Annotated in this window: 14 protein-coding genes; 11 read left to right on the forward strand and 3 right to left on the reverse strand. The window is 45.5% G+C overall.

Annotation, left to right across the window (positions count from 1 at the left end; translation table 11 throughout):
- Nucleotides 1-284: 284 nt before the first annotated feature.
- Both QUA71_RS15880 and QUA71_RS15885 read right to left on the reverse strand, forming a co-directional pair.
- Nucleotides 285-1,556, reverse strand: a complete 1,272-nt coding sequence (locus QUA71_RS15880) for an MFS transporter (protein ID WP_333286350.1) — start codon at nucleotides 1,554-1,556, stop codon at nucleotides 285-287.
- 289 nt (nucleotides 1,557-1,845) lie between these two features.
- The gene (locus QUA71_RS15885; RefSeq protein ID WP_333035270.1) at nucleotides 1,846-2,358 is read right to left on the reverse strand and encodes a DUF2808 domain-containing protein; all 513 of its coding nucleotides are present in this window, start codon (nucleotides 2,356-2,358) and stop codon (nucleotides 1,846-1,848) included.
- Nucleotides 2,359-2,803: 445 nt separating this feature from the next.
- Between QUA71_RS15885 and QUA71_RS15890 the strand changes: the two genes are divergently transcribed.
- From QUA71_RS15890 to QUA71_RS15935, 10 genes are all read left to right on the forward strand, one after another.
- On the forward strand, nucleotides 2,804-3,952 hold the full coding sequence (locus tag QUA71_RS15890; RefSeq protein ID WP_333286351.1) for a Re/Si-specific NAD(P)(+) transhydrogenase subunit alpha: 1,149 nt from the start codon (nucleotides 2,804-2,806) through the stop codon (nucleotides 3,950-3,952).
- A 329-nt stretch (nucleotides 3,953-4,281) separates the two neighbouring features.
- Entirely contained in the window at nucleotides 4,282-4,575 is a 294-nt protein-coding gene (locus QUA71_RS15895) for an NAD(P) transhydrogenase subunit alpha (protein WP_006633295.1), read from the forward strand.
- The gene (locus tag QUA71_RS15900) at nucleotides 4,572-5,981 is read left to right on the forward strand and encodes an NAD(P)(+) transhydrogenase (Re/Si-specific) subunit beta (protein ID WP_333286353.1); all 1,410 of its coding nucleotides are present in this window, start codon (nucleotides 4,572-4,574) and stop codon (nucleotides 5,979-5,981) included. The genes QUA71_RS15895 and QUA71_RS15900 overlap by 4 nt, the downstream gene beginning before the upstream one ends.
- A gap of 414 nt (nucleotides 5,982-6,395) precedes the next feature.
- Nucleotides 6,396-9,095, forward strand: coding sequence for a protein-arginine deiminase family protein (locus QUA71_RS15905; RefSeq protein WP_333286355.1), 2,700 nt, complete (start codon nucleotides 6,396-6,398; stop codon nucleotides 9,093-9,095).
- 199 nt (nucleotides 9,096-9,294) lie between these two features.
- Entirely contained in the window at nucleotides 9,295-10,224 is a 930-nt protein-coding gene (locus QUA71_RS15910; protein WP_333286357.1) for a hypothetical protein, read from the forward strand.
- Between the two features lie 84 nt (nucleotides 10,225-10,308).
- Nucleotides 10,309-13,284, forward strand: coding sequence for an L-glutamate gamma-semialdehyde dehydrogenase (pruA, locus tag QUA71_RS15915; protein WP_333286359.1), 2,976 nt, complete (start codon nucleotides 10,309-10,311; stop codon nucleotides 13,282-13,284).
- Between the two features lie 249 nt (nucleotides 13,285-13,533).
- Complete coding sequence (locus QUA71_RS15920; RefSeq protein ID WP_333286361.1) at nucleotides 13,534-14,856, forward strand: glycosyltransferase family 39 protein; 1,323 nt, start codon at nucleotides 13,534-13,536, stop codon at nucleotides 14,854-14,856.
- A 176-nt stretch (nucleotides 14,857-15,032) separates the two neighbouring features.
- The gene (locus QUA71_RS15925) at nucleotides 15,033-16,661 is read left to right on the forward strand and encodes a glycosyltransferase family 39 protein (protein WP_333286363.1); all 1,629 of its coding nucleotides are present in this window, start codon (nucleotides 15,033-15,035) and stop codon (nucleotides 16,659-16,661) included.
- Nucleotides 16,662-16,676: 15 nt separating this feature from the next.
- Nucleotides 16,677-18,314 (forward strand): glycosyltransferase family 39 protein, encoded by a 1,638-nt coding sequence (locus QUA71_RS15930; RefSeq protein WP_333286365.1) that lies wholly within the window; start codon nucleotides 16,677-16,679, stop codon nucleotides 18,312-18,314.
- 177 nt (nucleotides 18,315-18,491) lie between these two features.
- Complete coding sequence (locus tag QUA71_RS15935; RefSeq protein ID WP_333286367.1) at nucleotides 18,492-18,971, forward strand: hypothetical protein; 480 nt, start codon at nucleotides 18,492-18,494, stop codon at nucleotides 18,969-18,971.
- 171 nt (nucleotides 18,972-19,142) lie between these two features.
- On the opposite strand, the gene QUA71_RS15940 is transcribed toward QUA71_RS15935, so the two are convergent.
- Nucleotides 19,143-21,188: a S8 family serine peptidase gene (locus QUA71_RS15940; RefSeq protein ID WP_333286369.1), complete on the reverse strand. Its 2,046-nt coding sequence runs from the start codon at nucleotides 21,186-21,188 to the stop codon at nucleotides 19,143-19,145.
- A 254-nt stretch (nucleotides 21,189-21,442) separates the two neighbouring features.
- On the opposite strand from QUA71_RS15940, the gene QUA71_RS15945 reads away from it, so the two are divergent.
- A complete protein-coding gene (locus QUA71_RS15945) occupies nucleotides 21,443-22,501 on the forward strand; it encodes a UPF0104 family protein (protein WP_333286371.1) in 1,059 nt (352 codons plus the stop codon).
- Nucleotides 22,502-22,575: the final 74 nt, after the last annotated feature.

Genomic DNA, 22,575 nt, shown 5'->3' on the forward strand with positions numbered 1-22,575 from the left:
CTAGATACGCGGTGGAAATCCCAGAACCTTTTTCTCAAGTTGCGCTTAAGGCTGCTTGAATCTCTCTGAGAGATGCGATTGCACTTGTATTGGCTTGGTTTAACCTCTGCTTGCGTAATTCATTTGGATGTTTTAACCGCAGAGGGCGCAGAGGGCGCAGAGAAAGAGAAGATAAGAGGGAAAGAGAGAAGTTTACAAATTGCTGAGGATTGCTAGAGATACAGTCAGATATTAGCTTTGGGAATGTTGTTTAATGTTGGCATTTGTGCTTTTACGCTAAATCGCTACTGCGGAATTAAACCCATTTTTTGATAAAGTGGCCGGACTAAGTTTTTTAAAGCTGGCAACTGTTTGGTAAAAACTATGGAGCCTAAAACACAAATTATACCTCCAATGATAACTGTATTGGGAGCGCCGATATAATTTGCCACTCCGCCAGCAACTAAATTCCCAAACGGTGTCACTCCAAAAAATGCCATCGTGTATATGCTCATCACTCTTCCGCGTTTGTCGTCTTCCACAATTGTTTGCAAAAATGTGTTTCCTCCTGCAAATTGCAAAATGAAACCAAACCCAACGAACAACATCATGATTAATGACAGCCACAAGACGCGGGACAAACCAAAACCTATCAGTCCACATCCCATAATTGCCGGTGAAATCGCAATCCATTTGCCGAGGCCAACGACACTTTTGCGCGAAATCAAATAAATCGCCCCGCCAAAGGCTCCGACTCCCGAAGCAGCCATCAAAAAGCCGAGGGTTTGTGCGTCGCCGTGCAGAATTTTGGTGGCAAAAATTGGGACTAAAACTGTGTGTGACATTCCCGCAAAACTTACTAAGGCTAATAGCAGTAAAATTGCTCGAATCGGGGGAAACCCGAAGGCATAAACGAATCCTTCTTTTAATCTTTGTAAGGGTTTGGTATTAGTTGCGGCAATTTTACGGGCTTTGATCTGCATCGCTAATAAGCCTGCAATTACAGCAATGTAGCTGAGTCCGTCAATGAGAAAGCAATAACTTGGGCCGACTGTAGCTATCAGCAAACCTGCAATTGCTGGGCCGATTAATCTGGCGCCGTTGAACATGGAAGCGTTGAGGGCGATCGCATTTGCTAAATCTTCTTTCTTTTCTACAAGTTCCGGCACAAAAGCTTGCCGTGCCGGCGCGTCAAAGGCATTAATTGCGCCTTGAAAGAAACTCAGTACCAGGATCTGCCAAATGTTAACGACTCCTGTTAGCGCTAAAAATGCTAGCCCTAAGGATTGAACCATCGCTAATATTTGAGTGGCAATTATCACTCGGTGGCGGTTCCAGCGATCGATTAAAACTCCTGCAAAAGGCAGTAAAATTAATGTGGGGATTTGACTTGTAAATCCCACCACGCCGAGCATCCAAGGTGAATCACTCAAATTGTAGACAAGCCAAACAGTAGCAACTTGCGTCATCCAACTGCCAATCAGTGAGAGGCCTTGTCCTGCAAAAAACAGGCGATAATTTCTCGATCGCAGCGCTGGAGGAATTTGTATTGTTTTGATTTTTGCTAGTAGATTCATGCGAGATTACGGCTAGAGCAATCCTATTTGATTTGTAAACATTTTTTAGGGGTAGCACCCCTGGGCTTACCCCTAATTAGCGAAGGGCAACCATCGGGGGGCTGCCCCTAGACTCATTATTACGAATCATTGAGAATTGCGATATGAGCCGAAAGTTCTATTTTACAACTCCCGAAAACCTGGATTTGAGTATTGTTAAATTTTTGCCCGCAGCAAAACGATCGCAACAGTTAAATTTTTCTGTCGCGATCGCTTGACTAACGAGAAATTCCTTCCCCGAATCCTTCCCTCAATTAATGCTCAACAGCCAAGTACCGAGGTAACGCAGCAAGGGAACGTCACCGGGGGTGCGGATGCGGACGTTGAAATGGTACATTCCGCCGGGAGATGGGTTTCTGACGTTGGAGAGTACAACCTCAACATTGTTGCCGGCGGCAATTGGTTCTTTGGGATAAATTTCTATGAATCGATTTTCTTTGTCCCAGATTACTTCTTGCAATTCTATTGTTTTGTCTTTGACGCGCACTTTAATGTCTTTTTGGTCAAATTCGCCTTTGTAGTAGTCTGGATAGGATATGTTCAGTTGGGCGATCGCCAAACTTACTTTTTTGGAAGGAATTCGCAGCCGATATCTATCGCCGCTCATCCCGGCTGTACCGTAATCCAAGCGATAGCTTAATTGGTTGGCGCGCTCGGGGCCGCCGAAAATCGTGAATCCTGGCATGGACTGGGCTAAACTGATGGCGGGCAATCCAGCCACCAAGCAACCTGTAACCGCTAGTGCTGAAAATAATCGTCGCATAACAACTCCTCTAATTAAACTCTTGGTGAACCTTAAATATTGCTCGCCCGAAATTTGCGATCGTGCCTACAATAATATCGAATGTCTCAGCAATTTGATGAGGGCGAGCGACCGGCGGCTGAGGTCACTTTTTTTTGCGTAATTTTTGCGTAATACTGATAACAGACATTCAAACTACAGAAGTAGGCGACATAAAATTATATCATAATCGGTGGCAAACTTAACAATTTAGCGAATTTGAATGTATAAGATAAGTTAAAGATACGGGTCGAATTTGGGCGATCGGCTTTAGTATCAACGAGAGAAGTTTAGGGGAACGGCTGCTTCAATGTAAAGCAAGGCATCGGGCGATTAAAAATCGCACTTCAAGAAACCTGCGGAGGCAGGTTTTGTCTGTGTAGGCGCGGTTTCAACCGTCCTAGGAAGGCTTAAATAAGGAGAGTGTATGAAATTAGCGATCGCAAAAGAAATAGCAGCAGGGGAACGCCGGGTGGCTTTAGTACCCGACGCTGTAGCCAGATTAGTCAAACAGGGCGTCGAAGTTTGGGTTGAGGCCGGTGCCGGCGCACAATCCTTTTTCTCGGATATTGCTTACGAAGAAGCGGGAGCTCAGGTTGTCGCCGATACAGCTAGGCTGTGGGGCGAAGCCGATGTCGTCGTGAAAATCGGGGCCCTGCAAGAATCAGAAGTTCATCAACTCCGGGAAGGAGGCGTTTTCATCGGATTTTTGAATCCTCTGGGAGATCCAGCTTTAGTGCAGCGTTTAGCCGATCGCCAAGTAACGGCATTCAGCATGGAAATGATCCCGCGCACCAGCCGCGCTCAAAGCATGGATGCACTGTCATCTCAGGGTAACGTCGCCGGTTACAAAGCGGTACTGATCGCAGCCGCAGCTTTGCCAAAGTATTTTCCGATGCTGACAACGGCGGCGGGTACAATTCGCCCCGCGAAAGTATTGGTAATGGGTGTGGGCGTTGCTGGCTTACAGGCGATCGCCACGGCGCGCCGTTTGGGTGCGGTAGTCGAAGCCTTCGACATCCGCCCAGAAACAAAAGAACAAGTGCAAAGTTTGGGCGCTAAATTCCTTGATGTCGAACTCAAGGAAGAAACCGTCGCCGCCGGAGGTTACGCTAAAGAATTATCAGAAGCCGCCAAAGAATACACCCGCCAAGTGCTCACCCAACACGTCAGCGCTTCCGATGCAGTTATTACAACCGCTCAAGTTCCCGGCAGAAAAGCACCTATTTTAGTTACTAGAGAAATGGTTTCTCAAATGAAGCCCGGCTCGGTAATTGTTGACCTCGCGGGCGAACAAGGCGGCAATTGCGAATGCACGGAAGCGGGGAAAGATGTTGAATGGAACGGCGTTAATGTCATCGGCCCGATTAATGTGCCCTCGTCGATGCCTGTCCACGCTAGCGAAACTTACTCGAAGAATATCTCGGCTTTAGTTCAGTTGATGGTGAAAGATAAGGAACTCAATTTGAATTTTGAAGACGATATCATTGCTGGTGCTTGCGTCGCCCGCGACGGTGAGATTAGCAACCAGCGAGTTCGCGATGCTTTGGCAGCTCAGGCTTCAGCAGTCAGTTAGATTCTGTCGTTATGAGGCAAAGTCCGGCAAGGGTTGAAACCCCTGCCTCAAAGCTAAAGTCCTCTTAAGAGGACTGAAGAACTCATTAGTTCGGCAAGGGTTGAAACCCCTGCTTCAAAGCTTAAGTCGTCTTGCATAGGACTGAAGAACTCATTAGTTCGGCAAGGGTTGAAACCCCTGCTTCAAAGCTTAAGTCGTCTTGCATAGGACTGAAGAACTCATTAGTCCTCTTAAGAGGACTTGGGCTATTAGCCAGGGAATTCATTCCCTGGCGGACTGGCGGACGCAACCGGGAACGAGTTATTTCCAATTACCAATTACCAATTGTTATGGCAGAAGGATTGATTGCAGGTTTAGTGGTGTTTACTCTGGCGTCGTTTGTGGGATTTGAAGTAATCAATAAAGTCCCGCCGACGCTGCACACACCTTTGATGTCGGGATCGAATGCAATTTCGGGAATTGCGGTTTTAGGTGCAATTCTGATTTCTGGCCAAGGCAATGTGACTGTTACTTCGATTTTGGGGACGATCGCGATCGCCCTGGCCACAATTAACGTTGTCGGCGGTTTCTTAGTAACCGATCGAATGCTGCAAATGTTCAAGAAAAAAGAGGTTAAAGCGTGAGCGATTTTCTGCCCAGTGGCATTCAACTAGGTTATTTAGTTGCCGCATCTTTGTTTATTATCGGTTTGAAACAGTTGGGTTCCCCTGCAACCGCGCGTCAAGGGAATGTGTTAGCTGCGATCGGGATGTTAATTGCGATCGTCGGTACGTTGCTGGAAAAGCAAGTAGTCAGCTACGAATTGATTGCTGTCGGAATTATCGTCGGTTCCATTTTGGGAACGATTATGGCGAATACCGTGGCGATGACGGATATGCCGCAGATGGTGGGTTTGCTTAACGGTTTCGGGGGCGCGGCTTCTGCACTCGTTGCTGTGGGCGAATTCTGGCGCTATCTCAGCATCCCGGAATCGCCTGCGCCTGATGCGACAATCACGATCCTTTTGGGTGTGTTGATTGGCGGAATTACTTTCACTGGTAGCCTTGTGGCGTTTGCGAAACTGCAAGAATTGCTACCTGGTGCGCCCATGACGTTTCCGCTGCAACAGCCGTTTAATGCCATGCTGGCGATCGCACTTTTAGCCGGCAGCGGTTATATGCTGTTTAACCCGGAGAATGTGCCGGTATTCCTGGCTTTGGTGGCGATTTCCAATATTCTGGGAATCATGTTTGTGCTCCCGATTGGCGGCGGCGATATGCCCGTGGTGGTGTCGCTGCTTAACTCTTATTCGGGGATTGCGGCGAGTGTGGCTGGGTTCATTTTGATGAACAATATGCTGATTATCGCTGGTGCACTTGTTGGCGCGTCGGGGATTATTTTGACGCAAATCATGTGCAAGGGGATGAATCGATCGCTTTCTAGTGTGCTGTTTAGCGCGTTTGGTAGCGGTGGCGGAAGTGCTGCGGCTGCTGCTGGGGCTGCTGGTGCTACTGACAAAACTGTTCGCAGCATCAATCTCGAAGAAAGTGCGATGATGTTGGGTTATGCGCGATCGGTGGTAATTATTCCGGGTTACGGAATGGCTGTAGCGCAAGCACAGCACGCGGTGCGCGAGTTAGCCGACGGTTTGGAAAAAATGGGTGTTGACGTGAAATACGCGATTCACCCGGTGGCTGGGCGGATGCCGGGGCACATGAATGTGCTGTTGGCGGAAGCAAACGTGCCTTATCCGCAGTTGTACGATATGGACGACATCAATCCGCAGTTTGAAGAAACGGATGTGGCGTTGGTGATTGGTGCGAATGATGTAGTGAATCCGGCGGCGCGTCACGATACGGCGAGCCCGATTTACGGGATGCCGATTTTGGAGGTTGATAAGGCCAAGCATACGATCGTGATTAAGCGCGGGATGAGTGCTGGTTTTTCCGGTGTAGATAATGAGTTGTTCTACAAGGATAAGACGATGATGTTGTTTGGTAGCGCTAAGGATGTGGTTGCCAAATTGGTTTCTGAGGTGAAGCAATTGTAGGATTTTTTAACCGCAGATGAACGCGGATTAACGCTGACGCTCAAACCCGGTTTCTCCAAGAAACCGGGTTTTTGTTGGGTTTTTGTTTTGATATCAATATTCTTCAGTCTCAAGCGAGAGAGATTTCGTTGTCGTTGATTTGGTAAATCCGTGGGCTGATGCCGAGGCTTACCCAGACGAAATTGAAGCAACTATTAAAGAAAATGAGGGTGCTTAAAACATGGCACGAATTTGCCATAACAAGACCTACGGACTCCGACAAAGAAACCGGGTTTCTTACCTAATCTGTAGGTAAGAACGCGTCTTTTCGTAAAAAACCTGTTTTCAGGGCCCTCATGCGTAAGTTCTTATAATTAAATCCCCCATTGCTCCCAAGATTAGGTAAAATTATTGGCGTGTCTGAGGATAAACTATATGCGCTTGGTTAAATATATTGCGATCGCGATCGTCAATGGTTTCGGTGTCGTCATCGGTATTATTTGGGTTGCCGTCCCCACAACACTGGCTCAACCTTCCTTAAACTACCAACTCGCACTCTCTGCGCGACAGCCAGAGCGCGAAACTCCGCAATCCCTTTCCGAACTCTACAAATTGCGCGATCGGCTGAAACTACAATTAGATAACCTTGCCAAAAATCCCGACAGCGCGCCGTTTCCGGCAGAACTTTGGAAATCAGCAATCCACCGTCAGCAATCTCAAACTCTGACGCAGCAACTCCAAAATGTTCAAAGTCAGATTCAAATAGAAGAAAGAGCCAAATATAATTGGGACGATGCTGCTAAATTAGCCGCCCAAGCAGTCTTAATAGGACGCACTTCTAATCCTTCTTCTGCTACTTGGGAACAGTCCCAGCGGCTGTGGCAGTTGGCTATCAATACACTGCGACTCATTCCTCACGATTCTTTTTTGGCCGATGGGGCGATCGACAAAACCATCGAATACCAAGGAAACCTCAGTGTCGCTACCTATGAAATGCAAGTTGCACGTTCTGTTGAGAAAGTTAGAGCCGAGGAAGAAGAGATAAGAGAGCGAGCCCGCCAAGAGCAAGAGAAAAAAGAATTTGCTCGTCGAGAAATAGAGAGAAAAGAGCAAGAGAAAAAAGACCGGGCTAGAAAAGAACTTGAAAGGCAAGAATTCCAAAGGCAAGAATTAGCCAGAAAAGAGCGAGAAAGGCAAGAATTAGCCAGGAAAGAACTAGAAAGGCAAGAACTTGAAAAGCAAGAATTAGCCAGGAAAGAACTAGAAAGGCAAGAATTCCAAAGGCAAGAGTTAGCCAGACAAGAACTTGAAAAGCAAGAATTAGCCAGAAAAGAACTTGATAGACAAGAACTTGAAAGGCAAGAATTAGCCAGAAAAGAACTTGAAAGACAAGAACTTGAAAGGCAAGAGTTAGCCAGACAAGAACTTGAAAGACAAGAGTTAGCCAGACAAGCATTAGCCAGACAAGAACTTGAAAGGCAAGAACTAGAGAGAAATCAGCAAGCAACTTCTCAACCAACTCCTGAATCAACTGCAACACCTACTCCCGCCCCAGTTACGCCGGCTGCGTCGCCGCCGAACTTTTTCTTTGCCGGAGATACCAACAGAGATGGCCAAATTAACGAGCAAGACGAAGCGGGAAAAGAACAATGGTCTTTGTCCAAGGGCGCGCTAATTTTATTTAACGATCGCAATAACGAGCGCGGCAAGATACCGACTTGGAAACAAACCAAAGTTAGCGCTCCCCGCCGTGCAGCAATGCTTTCTCAAGTTAACTTAACACTGTCTGAAAACTTCAAAACCTCTCAGTTATTTATCACTGCTGACAGCATTGCTAGCCCTCACATCAGCGTTTTTCAGAAGACGGGCGACGGCTGGCAACCTGTAGATATATCCGGTGCTAAACCTCTAGTTTTCAGCACGAATATTGTTTTAGGTGTCGAAGCCAAACAATTTGCAGATCGCAATTGGAACGGCACTGTTAATCTCAAAGCAACTGCCCAAAACAACGGTCAAGAAATTGCCTCCACAACAATCCAAATGGGCGTTAGTCCTTGGATGATACCGCCAAATACAGCACCAGTAACCGAAGTTCAGGTCAGCGACAGAGGCTCGGTAAACAGCGAATTTATCTCGCAACTAAAACAAGCAGTAGAACCCACGGGCGCTAAAGTAAAAATTCTCCAGGGCGATCGCACTTGGATGCAAGATACCCAGAAAAACGGCTACGTTCAATTACCCGAAAACTCGGATATACGCCTGTTTAATGTAGCCCTAAAAAGCAATAGCGAACCCGAAAAAAACCCGCCTGTTAAATCAACTCAAGACCGGAATTTGAAAGTATTTAAAATTGGCAATCCTCGTTCTTTAGACCCTGTAAGTCAGTGGTCTGACGGATACGGCAATTTGCAGGTGACACCGCCGATTCCCGGACACCCAATGGGTCGAGTTTATTACGGTAATTCTGGAAATGCTAGTTTTAATCCAGAGGTACTTGATTTTATTCAAGCTCAGCGAATTCAAGGGCCGCCAGTGGATATTGATACTTCTTGGCTTCTGACTCGCCAAGTCGATGAAATTATCAATTTTATTCCCACTCAAACTCCCGGACAATATGTAATGGCGATCGCCAGTCCCGAAGCCGGAGTTAAGCTGTTGGAAGAATTGGAGGGAAGAGGTTACGGCGATGTAAAGATCAATCGCGGTTTGAGCACTCAAACAACAGTCAGCGCCGCCTTGCAAAACCGTGCTTTAATTCAACACAATCTCTATTTGCAAAATCAGAAACTTAATCCGATTATAGAGAAGTTGAAAAGAGAATTTTTACTCCGAGACGACCAATTTATTCAAGTTCCGGTGATGTTTGGCTACAGCGGTTATGCGTGGTGGCCGAATATGGTCAATTCGGTGCCAGTTAACGGCAAGTTGTTAGTTTCAAATCCGCGCGGGCCAATGATTGAGGGTGTAGATTACACTCAGGAAAGATTGCGGCAACTGCTGCTTCCTGCAGGCGTCAGCGTTAGTTTTCTGGATGACAGGTATTATCAAGAATTGAAAGGAAACGTGCAGTCGGCGACGAATACTGTGAGGAAGCCAGAAGACCGGCCTTTTTGGCAGTCTTTGCCTAATAATTGAACCCAGTAGTAATTTGCGATCGCAATTTGTACTCAATATTTACGGAAAGTTGGTAAATTGCGATCGCCCCAGCAGATAGATTTCTCGATCGACACGGACGGTATTTTGTCAAGAGCCTTACGTTACTGGTGCAGTGCAGGCGATCGCACCAGTAACGTAAAATGTCTAAAAGCGGTCTTTGTAAAATAAATTTAGCCCCATGAGCGACGAACAGGAAAAAAAACAAATTTTGACTCAGCAACCGGAAACAATTTCCACTGCCAGCGATGAGTTCGATCGCAGTGAAATTGCCAGTGGCGATTCAACTTCCGCACCCCCAGGAACTCCCGCAGAAATTGTCGCGCCCAAAGATATTTCAGCGCCAATCGACGAGGCCGAAACAATTCCAATTGCCGCCGATAGCGCGCCGGCAACAACTCAACTTGCAAGTTATCCGCCTCCAACAATTCCAACTGCCAACCCCGAACCAAAACCAGCTCGATCCTGGCAAATCTTAGCAGTTTTTCTCAGCGGAATGTTAGTCGGTTCTGTCCTTAGTGTCGGCAGTTTGCTAGCGTGGAGAATGTATCAGGAAAGAGCGAACCTTCAAATCAAACTACCCGCTGACGTACCCCTCCCCGAAAGCCCTCCCCCTGTGGCAGCAGCGCCCGTCAACCGTCGGCCCGGACTTCCCCCAGCACCTGGAACTCGACTGCCCGCCACAATCTATCCGTCGGCCCGTCCCACTCAAATACCCTCTCTGTCTGGCGTTCCGCAACTTGCTTCGCCGTTGCCTTCGCCGTTGCCTTCTCCTTTGCCTTCTCCTTCTCCTTCCCCCGCTGCGGTTGAAACCCCTGTAACCGAGCGAGTTTACTTTCAAGCCGGTGCTACGGGAACTACTCTGAGCAATAGTTTGCGAGCCAACATATCCAGGCGCTACTTACTGGAGTGCAATAGCGGCCAAAGCATGACAATAAATGTTCAAGAAGGTCAAGTCAGCGCAGCAATTATTGCTCCTAACGGTGAAAATTTAGGTACTGCTGACAGCACAGGTCAGTGGCAAGGTCAACTAGCCAGTAGCGGCGATTATACTATTGAAATTTCAGGCGATCGCCAAGCAAACTACCAAGTTAAAATTGAAGTCAAATAGCAACTATAATTGTATCAGGGGGTAGTGAGAAAATACATAAAGTCCCCCTGTTGCTAATTACAAATTACAAATTACTTATTACCAATGATCGCACAAGTATCTGAAAACATCTACGAAGCAAAAACCCAGGAAATTGCCAAAGAAATTTTGCGGGTAACTCAAGAGAAAAAGCGCTCTTTTTTCGGTCAACTCCAAGACCAAATGCGCTGGGACGACAAACTGATGGATTGGGCGATGGCCAGCCCCGGACTGCGGGTGCAGTTGTTTCGATTTATTGACTGTTTGCCGGCGCTGCGCAGCAGGCCGGAAATTGCCCGCCACTTGCAAGAATACCTGACCGCCCAAGAGGTAGAATTGCCCGAAGCATTGAAAAAATTGCTCAATTTTGCTAGCCCTGATTCGGTTCCGGGTCAATTGGCGGCGACGACGGTTGCGCCTGCTGTGGAAACATTGGCGCACAAGTATATTTCTGGGGAAAATATCAAGCAGGTAATTAAAACCTTAGAGCGGCTTCGCAAAGATAAAATGGGTTTTACAGTTGACCTTTTGGGGGAAGCTGTCATCACTGAAACTGAGGCGCAAATTTATCTTAACCGCTATTTGGAATTGATGGAAGAACTGGCGAAGGCAGCGAAGAATTGGCCGCAGGTAGATGCAATTGACAAAGCCGACGGCGAAACTCTGCCGCGAGTGCAAGTATCGGTAAAGTTAACGGCTTTTTATTCTCAGTTTGACCCTTTGGATGCTAAAGGTAGCGAAGAGAAAGTCAGCGAGAGAATTCGCCTGTTACTGCGCCGCGCCAAGGAATTGGGATGTGCTGTTCATTTCGATATGGAACAGTATGCTTACAAGAGTTTAACTCTGACCATTCTCAAAGACTTATTGTTAGAGGAAGAGTTTCGCAGTCGCACGGATATCGGAATTACATTGCAAGCATATTTGCGCGACAGTGCCCAAGATTTGCGAAACCTGATTTCCTGGGCTAAAAAACGCGGAAATCCGGTAACAGTGCGGCTGGTAAAAGGCGCTTACTGGGATCAGGAAACTATCAAAGCGATGCAGAAAGATTGGCCGCAGCCGGTCTACAATGACAAAGTTGCTACCGATGCCAATTTCGAGCAGATGACACAGTTGCTGCTAGAAAATCACGAATATTTGTATGCAGCTATTGGCAGTCATAATGTGCGATCGCAAGCCAGGGCGATCGCCATTGCCGAAACTCTCAATATACCGCGCCGCCGCTTTGAAATGCAAGTGCTGTATGGCATGGGCGACAAATTGGCTAAGCTTTTGGTCGATCGGGGTTATCGCGTCCGAGTCTACTGCCCCTACGGCGACTTGCTGCCGGGAATGGCTTATTTGATCCGCCGTTTGCTGGAAAATACCGCCAACAGTTCTTTCATCCGGCAAAGTTCCGAAGAAATGCCGATCGAACAATTGTTAGCCGCGCCCGTTGCTAACGGAAATGACCAGCTAGTTTACAGCAAAGTATTTCCCAACGTTGCCGATACAGACTACGCCAATACCAAATTGCGGCAACAAGCAGAAACAGCCATCAAATCAGTGCGGGCTAACTTAGGTAAAACCTATTTACCCCTAATCAATGGCGAGTACCAAAATACTGAAGCAACAGTTAATTCCCTCAACCCTTCCAATCCCACAGAAGTAGTCGGCAAAATCGGATTGCTTTCCGAAGAACAGGCCAAACAAGCCCTTGAAGCAGCAAAATCAGCCTCTACCAGTTGGCGAAAAACCCCCGTCCGCCAGCGCGCCGGCGTCCTCCGCAAAGCCGCAGAGTTGATGGAACAGCGGCGGCACGAACTGTCAGCTTGGATGGTGTTTGAAGTCGGCAAACCCGTCCGAGAATGCGATGCCGAAGTCTCCGAAGCTATTGATTTTTGTCGCTACTACGCCGACGAAATGGAACGGTTAGAACAAGGGAAAAATTACGACATTCCCGGAGAAACTAACCGCTACACCTATCAGCCGCGCGGCATTTCTTTAATCATTTCGCCTTGGAATTTTCCCCTGGCAATTCCTGTCGGCATGACAGTTGCCTCGCTGGTTGCAGGTAGTTGTACTTTGCTCAAACCTGCGGAAGTTTCCTCAGTAATTGCAGCAAAAATCACAGAAATTTTGCTAGAAGCTGGCATTCCCAAAGGCGTATTTCAATACGTGCCTTGCAAAGGTTCAACCGTCGGCGCTTACATGGTGAAACATCCTGATGTTCACATGATTACTTTCACCGGTTCTCAGGAAGTGGGCTGTCAGATTTATGCCGATGCTGCGATTTTGCAGCCTGGACAAAAACACCTGAAACGAGTAATTGCGGAAATGGGCGGAAAGAATGCAATTATTGTCGATGAAAGTGCGGATTTAGACCAAGCAGTTGCAGGCGTAGTTTATTCGGCATTTGGATACAGCGGCCAAAAATGTTCCGCTTGTTCGCGAGTAATTGTGGTCGAATCAGTGTACGATAATTTTGTGGCAAGATTGGTAGAAGCGACGCGATCGCTCAATGTCGGCCCAGCAGAAAATCCCGGCACTCAAGTCGGCCCTGTGATCGATGCAAATGCCCAGTCGCGCATCCGCGAATACATCGAAAAAGGTCGCGCCGAAGCTAAAATAGCTTTAGAAATGCCGGCACCGGAAACCGGTTATTTTGTCGGCCCAGTCATTGTTACGGAAGTATCCCCGACAGCAACTATCGCCCAAGAAGAAATTTTCGGCCCAGTTTTGTCGGTGATGCGGGCAAAGAATTTCAGCGAAGCGATTGTTATTGCTAACGGTACGAATTTTGCTTTAACCGGCGGATTGTATTCTCGCACGCCTTCGCATATCGATCGAGCCGCATCGGATTTTGAAGTCGGAAATCTGTACATCAATCGCGGAATTACCGGCGCTGTGGTATCGCGGCAACCTTTTGGAGGATTCAAACTTTCGGGAGTTGGTTCTAAAGCTGGCGGCCCGGATTATTTGCTGCAATTCCTCGAACCGCGCACCATAACCGAAAATATTCAGCGGCAGGGTTTTGCGCCGATTGAAGGAGTAGATGATTAATCTCACATTCGGTTGATTAAGATTTGATACCCGACTTCTTTAAGAAGTCGGGTATATGCTATTCTATTGTTTTAAGTTAAGTTACTTAAAAGGGAATCTACCAAAAATGGTGAGCGACTAAATTATCACAATCCTTCACTTGACAACTGGGTGAGATTTTTAATAAGAGTTATATTAGTCATGGGTCTATTTTTTGGTTTCGCCAATCTCGAAAAGAAAGTTTACTGGATAGACCAAGGTTACACTTCTTTGCGGATTTCCGGTTATACAGAATCTGAATTTATTCAAGAGTTGGGTGACGGTCAAATCAAGGAAATAAAAAGTCTACAAAAGTATCAGCGTCTCACTGCAGAGAAAAGCGTTTTTGACACCATAAAAGGATTGGCATTAGAAGAATCTCAACTTATTCCCCTGTACTTTGTAGCAGCGAGATTCTGGGTGCAACTGTTTGGAGATTCAATCGCAGTAACTAGAAGTTTGTCGGCGGTTTTTAGCGTGCTGGCATTACCTTGTATGTATTGGCTATGCTTAGAATTATTTGAGTCATCGGTGACAGCTTGGTTAGCAGTTGCCATAATAGCTATATCGCCTTTTCAGATAGTTTATGCTCAGGAAGCTCGACCTTACAGTTTGTTGGTCATGTTAATTTTACTGTCAAGCACGGTCTTGCTACGAGGAATGGGCTTAAAAACTAATAGTAGTTGGGCAATTTATGCTGTAACATTAGTAGTTGGAATTTTTTCTTACCTCTTATTGGGAATAGTGGCAATAAAATATGGAATCTATGTAGTAATTATCGAAAAAATCCGGTTTAACAAGAATGTAATTGGCTATTTGCTAGCATCAATAGCAGGATTGATTGCTCTGTCTCCTTGGATTATAGCTTTTATAAAAAATTCGGGCAAGGCCACTGATAAAACATCCTGGCTGTCTCTGAGAAGACCTGTTTCAGAATTGATGAAAAGTTGGGTATTGCACATTAACAATCAATTTTTTGATGTGGGATTTTACTGGGATTTGCCACGACCCTATTTGATATCTACTCTGCCAGTTATTTTAAGGATTTTAATAAGGGTCGGGGAGGGCTTTTATTTAGTTGAAAGTAAAACCGAAATGCGAGTTGGGTTGTTTGTTGTGACATTAACGTTCGGGATAGTAGGAATTTTATTACCAGCGAACTTAATTAGGCGAGGGATTCGATCTGTCAACACTCGTAACATGATTCCCTGTTATTTAGGAATCCAGATATCTGTTGCTTATCTTTTTACTCAAGTTCAAGTTACAACCCAATTACAAAAGCTGTGGAGATTAGCTCTAGTTGTTCTGCTCTCAATTGGAATTGCGTCTTGCTGCCTTTATGTGTCAGCAGATAATTGGTGGAATAAATCCGCCTCTCTTCTTAACGTTTCGATCGCCCGTACAGTCCACTCAGCTTCTAAGCCATTAATCATAACAGACTTTTCAGAGTATATTGTATGGGATATCGGCAATTTACTCGGTATGAGTCAAAAAATCGATCCCAAAGCTAAATTATTACTAATGTCACCTAAAAATAATGTTGAAATTCCGTAAAATTTTAACGATATATTTTTGTACAGTATTTTTCCAGAATTAAAGACAAAAATTGCCAAAAGTAATCAATATAAAATACAAACCATCTATGCTGAACATGACGAAATGCTCCTAGGCAAAATAGTCAAAAAATGATATGATGTTTTATATGGCAACCGCAGGGGAGTTTGTTTAAAATGGAATTACCGAAAAAATGCGTTCAACTAAATTCTTACAACCCTTCACTTGACAAGTGGCTACGATTTTTAATTATAGTTGTATTAGTCCTCGGCATATTCTTTCGCTTCGCCAACCTAGGAAAGAAAGTTTACTGGATAGATGAAAGTTACACCTCCCTGCGGATATCTGGATATACAGAATCTGAGTTTATTCAGCAAGTAGCTGACGGTCAAGTTAGGAACATTAAATACTTACAAAAGTATCAGCGGATTCATTCAGAAAAAACCGTCGTAGATACCGTAAAAGGATTAGCATTAGAAGAACCTCAAATCACTCCACTGTATTTTGTAGCGACGAGATTTTGGGTGCAACTGTTCGGCGATTCAGTGGCTGTAACTAGAAGTATGTCGGCAGTTTTTAGTTTGCTCGCATTGCCTTGTATGTATTGGCTGTGCTTAGAATTATTTGAGTCCTCGCTGACAGCTTGGTTGGCAGTGTCATTACTAGCTGTATCGCCTTTTCAAATAGTTTACGCTCAAGAAGCTCGACCTTACAGCTTGTTTGTATTAATAATTTTGCTGTCGGGCGCTGCTTTGCTGCGGGGAATGCGGCTAAAAACTAACAGCAGTTGGGCAATTTATGGGGCAACAGTAACGCTAGGATTTTATTCTCACCTATTATTTGCACTGGTGGTGCTAGGGCATGGAATCTATGTAGCCATCTCGGAAAATATGCGGTTTAATAAGACTGTAATGGGCTATTTCCTAGCAGCGAGCGCAGGATTTATTGCCTTCTCTCCTTGGACTGTAGTTTTATTGATAAATTCGCAAAATGCTAGTCAAAGAACAGCATGGCAGTCTTTTAAGATTCCCCTTTCACACTTAGTTCAACAGTCGGTACTCAACATTATTAGGCAATTTTTTGATGTGGGATTGTACTCTGATTTACCGCGATTATATTTCCTATTGAGTATCCCAGTTATTTTAATGATTTTAATAATTGTCGGATATTCTTTTTATTGGCTGCTGAGTCACACAGAAAGACGTGTTTGGTTGTTTGTTATGACATTAACGTGCGTGACATTAGCCATTTTCCTGCCAGCGGATTTAATCTTGGGCGGAAGGCGATCGATCTACAGTCGCTACCTGATTCCCTGTTATTTAGGAATGCAGATAGCTGTTGCCTATTTTTTGGCGGTAAAAATGACATCTCCTCAAGTTACAATGCAGTGGCAAAAGCTGTGGAGGCTGCCTCTGGCTGCTTTGCTCTCTATTGGAATTATATCCGGCTGCATCTATTTGCCAGCAGACTCTTGGGAGAATAAAGGTCCCTCTTATATCAACAGCCCGATCGCCCGCACAATCAACTCAGCTTCTCGGCCATTACTCATAACAGACTTGTGGGTGTATAATGTAAATATGATCGGCAATTTACTCGGTTTGAGTTACTTAATCAATTCCCAAGCTAATTTTTTAGTATTGCCGCCTAAAATTATTGAAATTCCCCAAAAATTTAACGAGATTTTTTTGTACGATATTTCCCCAGGATTAAAAACAGAAATAGAAAAAAATACTCGTTATAAAATCCAAACTATTTACGACCAAAAAAATCAAGATATAATTTTGAGTAAGTTGCGAAAAAAGTGAAGTTTGGTTTAAAAAATGCGTTTTAATGTTCCCCGAAAGTGGTTGGGTTTTCTGATAATCGCTGTATTAGTCATCGGCATTTTCTTTCGCTTCGCCAATCTCGATCGCAAATTTTACTGGATCGATGAAACATATACTTCTTTGAGAGTTTCGGGCTACACCGAAGCCGAAATAATCAAACAAATTTCGTACCAGAAAATAACCTCGCCTGCGGATTTACAAAAATATCAGCAGATAAATTCCGAAAAAACTTTAAGCGATACCCTGAATTCTTTAGCAACAGAAGACCCCCAACACCCCCCTCTGTATTACGTACTAGCGCGATATTGGGCGCAATGGTTCGGCAGTTCCGTTGCCGCAATGAGAAGTTTTGCCGCCCTGATTAGCCTGCTAGTATTTCCCGCCATTTATTGGCTGGCTTGGGAGTTATTTGAATCTTCAGCAGTAGCGTGGATGGCGATCGCAATTTTCGCAATTTCTCCCTACCACATCCTATTTGCCCAAGAAGCGAGACAGTACAGTTTGTGGACAGTAACTACTATTTTATCCAGTGCAGCCTTGCTGCGAGCAATGCGCTCTGACGAAAATCAAAATGCTGTCGCCCTAGTTCTTTCCTGGGCGCTTTATGCAGGCACAGCAACACTGGGATTGTACACCCACTTGTTATTTGTCTGCGTCGCTGCCGCCCACGCCATCTACGTCGCAGTTATTGCCAACTGGCGCGATGTGAAAACATTCATTTCCTATTATGTAGCAGCTTTAATCGCATTGATCGGCTTCATGCCTTCCCTCGTAAATACTGTAGAAAACTTCAATCAAGTTAGAAGCACCACAGTATGGGCCGAACAAACAAATTACTTAAGATTAGTCAGCAGGTGGGTTGGTTCCATCACCATAGCATTTTTTGATATAGGCATTGATGGAACTGCCAACGCCACACAACTAGCCTTGCTAATTCCAGTTGCTATCATGATTCTAGCTTTAGTCGGCTATGCCCTTTATTTTTTATACCCACAAACACCAAAGCGAGTGTGGTTGATTGTATTGTTATTAATTGCAACAACTGCTTTATTTTTAGCAGTCCCCGATCTAATCAAGGGTGGAAGGCGATCGGCAAATCCGCGATATTTAGTTCCTTGTTATGTGGGAATTCAGCTAGCAGTGGCTTACCTGCTGTCTGCAAAGATTAGTAACAATTTTGAGAAATTAAAACAGCAAAAACTGTGGAGAACAGTTATAGTTGCAGTTTTTTCCGCAGGTATTATATCCGGTGGAGTTAGTTCTCAAGCAGACTTTTGGTGGAATAAAGGCAGCGGTTGGTTGCGTGCCTTGGAAGTAGTCGCAACTGTCAATCAAGCCAGCAATCCCCTGATAATCAGCGATACCAACATTGCATACCTTATGCCTTTAAGTTATCACCTACAACCAAAAGTCAAACTGCTAATAGAACCCCGCTGTTACACTTCTTGCTACAAAAATCGAGAATTGGCAAAGAAAAAACCCCAACCGCCACCAATTCCAGGCGGTTTCAGTGAGTTGTTTTTATACAGACCGTCCTCTACTTTGCGATCGGCAATTCAGCAACAAAACTATCAAATAGATCCGGCTGACACTAATGTCGAGCTTAATCTGTGGAAAATTACCAAAAAATAATCTAAAACATTAAGGCACAAAACACGGGTTTGCTGCCAAAAAATAAATGTCTTATTCACTGCGACCTACTGACCATAAACGGTATTTTTAGAACTATGTCGCAAGTATAGTTCAATAGGGTTGCTTTTCGCGCTAAGCTAAAAGTTAAGAATCAAAAAATAACATCAAAAGTCTCAAATGACAGTCACTGAAACCTCCAACATTCGTAAACTGCTGTGTGATCCAGACTTAGGGCTGATTCCTCACCTAGAAAAGTGCCTGAAAGATTTGCACTCATCTGCGATCGCCAGTGGAGAGAAATTCAAGGTAGAACCTTACGATATAGAACTCAAAAGCTGCCACACCCAGAAGCATCCCAACGACCAAAAACCCCTTGTCACCCAGTCAGTGTTAATAAAAGTTCCCTTGACTGGGAAAGTTCAAGACAAGATGCACCTATATCTGATCGCAACTGAGTTGCAGAACCAAATCGACTTCAAAATTATCGACTGGAGTGCCTTAGAACGCCGCCAATACGACATTCAGGGCATCCCCTTAAAGCAGCCGATCACTAAAATAGACGGCCACATGAATTACGAGTTAGTATTCGATCGACCAAGCTACTGCTGCATCACCCTGTGCCGCCAATTTGACTTAACTTACGCCGCTAATTTTTAATACCAATTCCCCAAAGTAGTGATACAGATTGATTGTAGGGAAGCGTCTGTAGGGACAGGGAAATGCCATGTCCGGCGCGGGGAGTAGGGCACGGCAATGCCCTGTCCCCACGGTTTGCTTTTAATAATTGGTAGAAGATTGAAGATGGTAGATCATCGCACCAGATCCAATTCAAACCGCTCGATTGGCAGTTTCCGCAAGAATCCTCTTAATATCAGCAGGAGTCAGACTCGGATTAGCTTGCAACATTAAAGCTATCACGCCGGATACTTGTGGCACTGCCATTGAAGTACCCGCAACATATCGATAGGGAATCCCCGGTTGAGAAAGTGGCACAGTTGAATAAATGTCACCAGAATCCGCCGTGCCACCGTCGCCGCCCGGACCAACAAAATAATTAATTGCCTCCGAACCCGCCCGGTTAGAATAATCCGCAAACAAGCCATTTCGGGTAGCACCACCGACAGCAATTCCTACCTCATTGGCAAACCGAGCCGGATAATCTACTTGTGGGCGAGCCTCATTTCCCGCCGCCGAAATCATGATCGCGCCTTGAGCTTCAGCCGCTCGAATCGCATTCAATTCTTGATCATTCAACTGTAGGCCGCCCAAACTCACATTAATGATCTTTGCTCCATTTGCCACCGCATAATTAATCGCATTAATTTCATCCCTAATTTGGCCTACTCCCGCCTCATTGAGTATTTTCAAAGGCATAATCTTCGCAGTTGGAGCAGTTCCAGTAATCCCAACCCCATCTTTTTTCGCAGCAACTAAACCCGAGATATGAGTGCCGTGATTGTTATCATCCATCGGGTCATTATCGTTGTTGACAAAATCCCATCCCCGGAAATCGTCAACAAAGCCATTGTTGTCATCATCAACCCCGTTGCTAGCTTTATTGCGACCGATCGCATCAACACCAGTTTCCCCCGCATTACTCCAAATATTCCCCGTCAAATCCGGGTGATTGTAGTCAACTCCGCTGTCGATAACTGCCACCACAATTCCGTCTCCAGTCAATCCCTGGGCCCAAACCTCTGGAGCTTTAATTAAATCTCTGCCCCAATCCTCGCCGCCCAAGTCGGGAACATCAGGAAAAGTTGCAGTACCTTGAGCTTTAGCAACTGCCGCCGCTGCATTCACCAAACCGAACCCAAAACGAGAGTCAAAACCCTGCAAGTTGCTCGCATTGTTAGTAAAAACAGTTGCAGGAGTTGCAGACAGATTGAGGGAGAAATTTGTACTGCCTTGGTATTGATAAACTCGGACAAAGTAAGTTCCTGCGGCTAAACCGTCGATGTCGATCGACTCCGGCGATAAATCCAATTCTTGAGAAGAAGCAATAATATCGGTGAAGTCAATAGAATTGTCGCCGTTAAGATCTTTAATTAATGCCACGTCAACATCCGCCGTCAAACCGCTGACAGTTAATTTAAAGTCGCTAGTTGCAGGCAAAGTAAAGCGGTAAAGGCCGTCTGGCCGAGCGTTGCTAACCGAGTCTGCGATCGTTTGAGTGTCGCCCAAAACGCCTAAATCGCGAGCTTGATCCAGTTGGTTGCCCAATACGGTAGTTGCAGAGATGAATGTATCGGCGAGGTCTTGTGGAGATGCGTTGGCTACCAAGCCTAAAATAGCATTGGATTGGCGAATTTTAATTAATGTATTGGAAATACCGGGGGCGATCGAGATTTCTTCGAGAATCAAGTCAGCTTCGGTAAGGTTGTCAGTCAGTCCGATCGAATCCACAAAACTGTTAAAGTCAGTAATAACGTCTGCAGCAGCCGGATCGGTGACTGCGGAGTCGCTGCGGAGGACAAAGGCATCGAAGCCCAAACCCCCTGTCAGCATATCTTTGCCGCCATCGCCCACTAAAACGTCGCTGCCAGAGTCACCGTTGAGGGCGTCATCTCCCTTACCTCCCTGCAAGGTATCGCTGCCGGCATCGCCAAACAGGATGTCGCTGCTGACACCGCCGTTAAGCACATCGTTATCTGCACCCCCGAACAGGGTATCGGAATTGCTGCCGCCGAGAATGCGATCGTTATCATTATCGCCACTGATGCGATCGGCATCCGACGAACCGATAATAAAATCGTTGCCGCCGAGGGCAAAAAATCCGTTAGGATAAGGAGTCAAAAAGCCCGGAGTCAAGGCGAAACTATTGGGGCTATCATCTAAAAGATAGGAAAGACCGTCAGGGCTCGGGCCGGGCATAGAAATGTACTCCTAGCGAGGTATATCGATCTAAATTTTAGATTTTAAATTTAAGTTTGTGGTTAAAAACGCCCTAAATAGTCTGTAAGGCGGGCATTACGCACAGTCTGTAGAGGTCTGCATAGGTTAGGTTAAACAGATTTATTCCGTCATATTATGCCGTGTAAATCAACCACAATTCCGCCTTACCCTCTCTATAAAATAAAATCTAAAACAGTATAACTTAATCCCAAATTCAAAATCGGGATCAGAAAATGGGAAAACCACACTTGCATCGAATTCAGAATTTTTTGAAGCTCGCGAAGTCGCATTTAAAGCCTTATTTGCGCTATTTGATTTTGGGCGGGACGTTTTTATTTATTGCCAAAGCTTTTTTAACTCACTGGCGAGAAGTCGCGAATATCCAAATTCGAGCCGAAAGTTTTCCGTTGCTGGCGATCGCCCTCGGCGTCACTTTATTGTCTCTAATTTTTGTCGGCTGGGTGTGGATGTTGATTTTGCGGGAATTCCGCCAACCTGTAAGTGCCGCCTGGGCAATTCAAGTTTTTCTCAAAACTAATATTGCCAAGTATTTGCCGGGGAATATTTGGCATTTTTGGGGTCGAATATTGGAGGCCAAAAAGGCCGGCATTTTCCCCAAAGCTGCTACTCTCAGCGTGTTGCTGGAACCGCTGCTGATGGCTTCGGCAGGCGTTTTGATTGGGTTGATTTGTTTTGACAAATTCAATTGGTTTTGGCGGATTGTCGGTTTTGCTGCTATTTTAACGGCGATTCATCCCCGAATTTTAAATCCGATCGTTCTCTTTGTAGAGCGGTTGAAGTTATCCAAGAACAATGGGGAAAATTCAAAGGCTGAGGAGGCGGCGGATCAACTAAATTTTACTACAGAGTCTAATTCCAACATAGCTAAAAAAACATTTCCTGTCAAGTCCCGTCGCCAAATTAATTTGCCAATTAAACGCTATCCTTTAGTGCCGTTAATCGGACAAATGTGTTTTATCGGATTGCGGGGCTGCGGATTTTTGCTAACTGTAACGGCTTTAACTCCGGTGAACTTTAGCAATATTCCCAACTTGTTCGGTGCTTTTTGTTTGGCGTTTGTTGTAGGTTTAGTCGTACCGGGTGCACCGGGGGGAATGGGAGTATTTGAAGCAACGGCGATCGCCCTGCTGTCCGATCGCTTTTCTACGGGTATAATTCTGAGTGCCGTGGCTTTGTATCGGATAATTAGCATTCTGGCGGATGTTTCGGGTGCTGTTTTGGCAAAGCTCGATCGCCAGCGCGATCGGCGCAGTCAAAAAAGGCGAATTTGAAACCGCATATTGTCGTGATTCTAGGGTTGGCCGTTGAGAATGTAAGATTACAGATAACAGGAATACTGCAATCA

Source organism: Microcoleus sp. MON1_C5 (assembly GCF_036701875.1).
Lineage (GTDB): Bacteria > Cyanobacteriota > Cyanobacteriia > Cyanobacteriales > Microcoleaceae > Microcoleus.

Bases quoted from the DNA above. Each gene is read 5' to 3' on its own strand.
- QUA71_RS15880 (WP_333286350.1), bottom strand. From the start codon at position 1,556: ATGAATCTACTAGCAAAAATCAAAACAATACAAATTCCTCCAGCGCTG.
- QUA71_RS15885 (WP_333035270.1), bottom strand. From the start codon at position 2,358: ATGCGACGATTATTTTCAGCACTAGCGGTTACAGGTTGCTTGGTGGCT.
- QUA71_RS15890 (WP_333286351.1), top strand. From the start codon at position 2,804: ATGAAATTAGCGATCGCAAAAGAAATAGCAGCAGGGGAACGCCGGGTG.
- QUA71_RS15895 (WP_006633295.1), top strand. From the start codon at position 4,282: ATGGCAGAAGGATTGATTGCAGGTTTAGTGGTGTTTACTCTGGCGTCG.
- QUA71_RS15905 (WP_333286355.1), top strand. From the start codon at position 6,396: ATGCGCTTGGTTAAATATATTGCGATCGCGATCGTCAATGGTTTCGGT.
- QUA71_RS15910 (WP_333286357.1), top strand. From the start codon at position 9,295: ATGAGCGACGAACAGGAAAAAAAACAAATTTTGACTCAGCAACCGGAA.
- pruA (WP_333286359.1), top strand. From the start codon at position 10,309: ATGATCGCACAAGTATCTGAAAACATCTACGAAGCAAAAACCCAGGAA.
- QUA71_RS15925 (WP_333286363.1), top strand. From the start codon at position 15,033: ATGGAATTACCGAAAAAATGCGTTCAACTAAATTCTTACAACCCTTCA.
- QUA71_RS15930 (WP_333286365.1), top strand. From the start codon at position 16,677: ATGCGTTTTAATGTTCCCCGAAAGTGGTTGGGTTTTCTGATAATCGCT.
- QUA71_RS15935 (WP_333286367.1), top strand. From the start codon at position 18,492: ATGACAGTCACTGAAACCTCCAACATTCGTAAACTGCTGTGTGATCCA.
- QUA71_RS15940 (WP_333286369.1), bottom strand. From the start codon at position 21,188: ATGCCCGGCCCGAGCCCTGACGGTCTTTCCTATCTTTTAGATGATAGC.
- QUA71_RS15945 (WP_333286371.1), top strand. From the start codon at position 21,443: ATGGGAAAACCACACTTGCATCGAATTCAGAATTTTTTGAAGCTCGCG.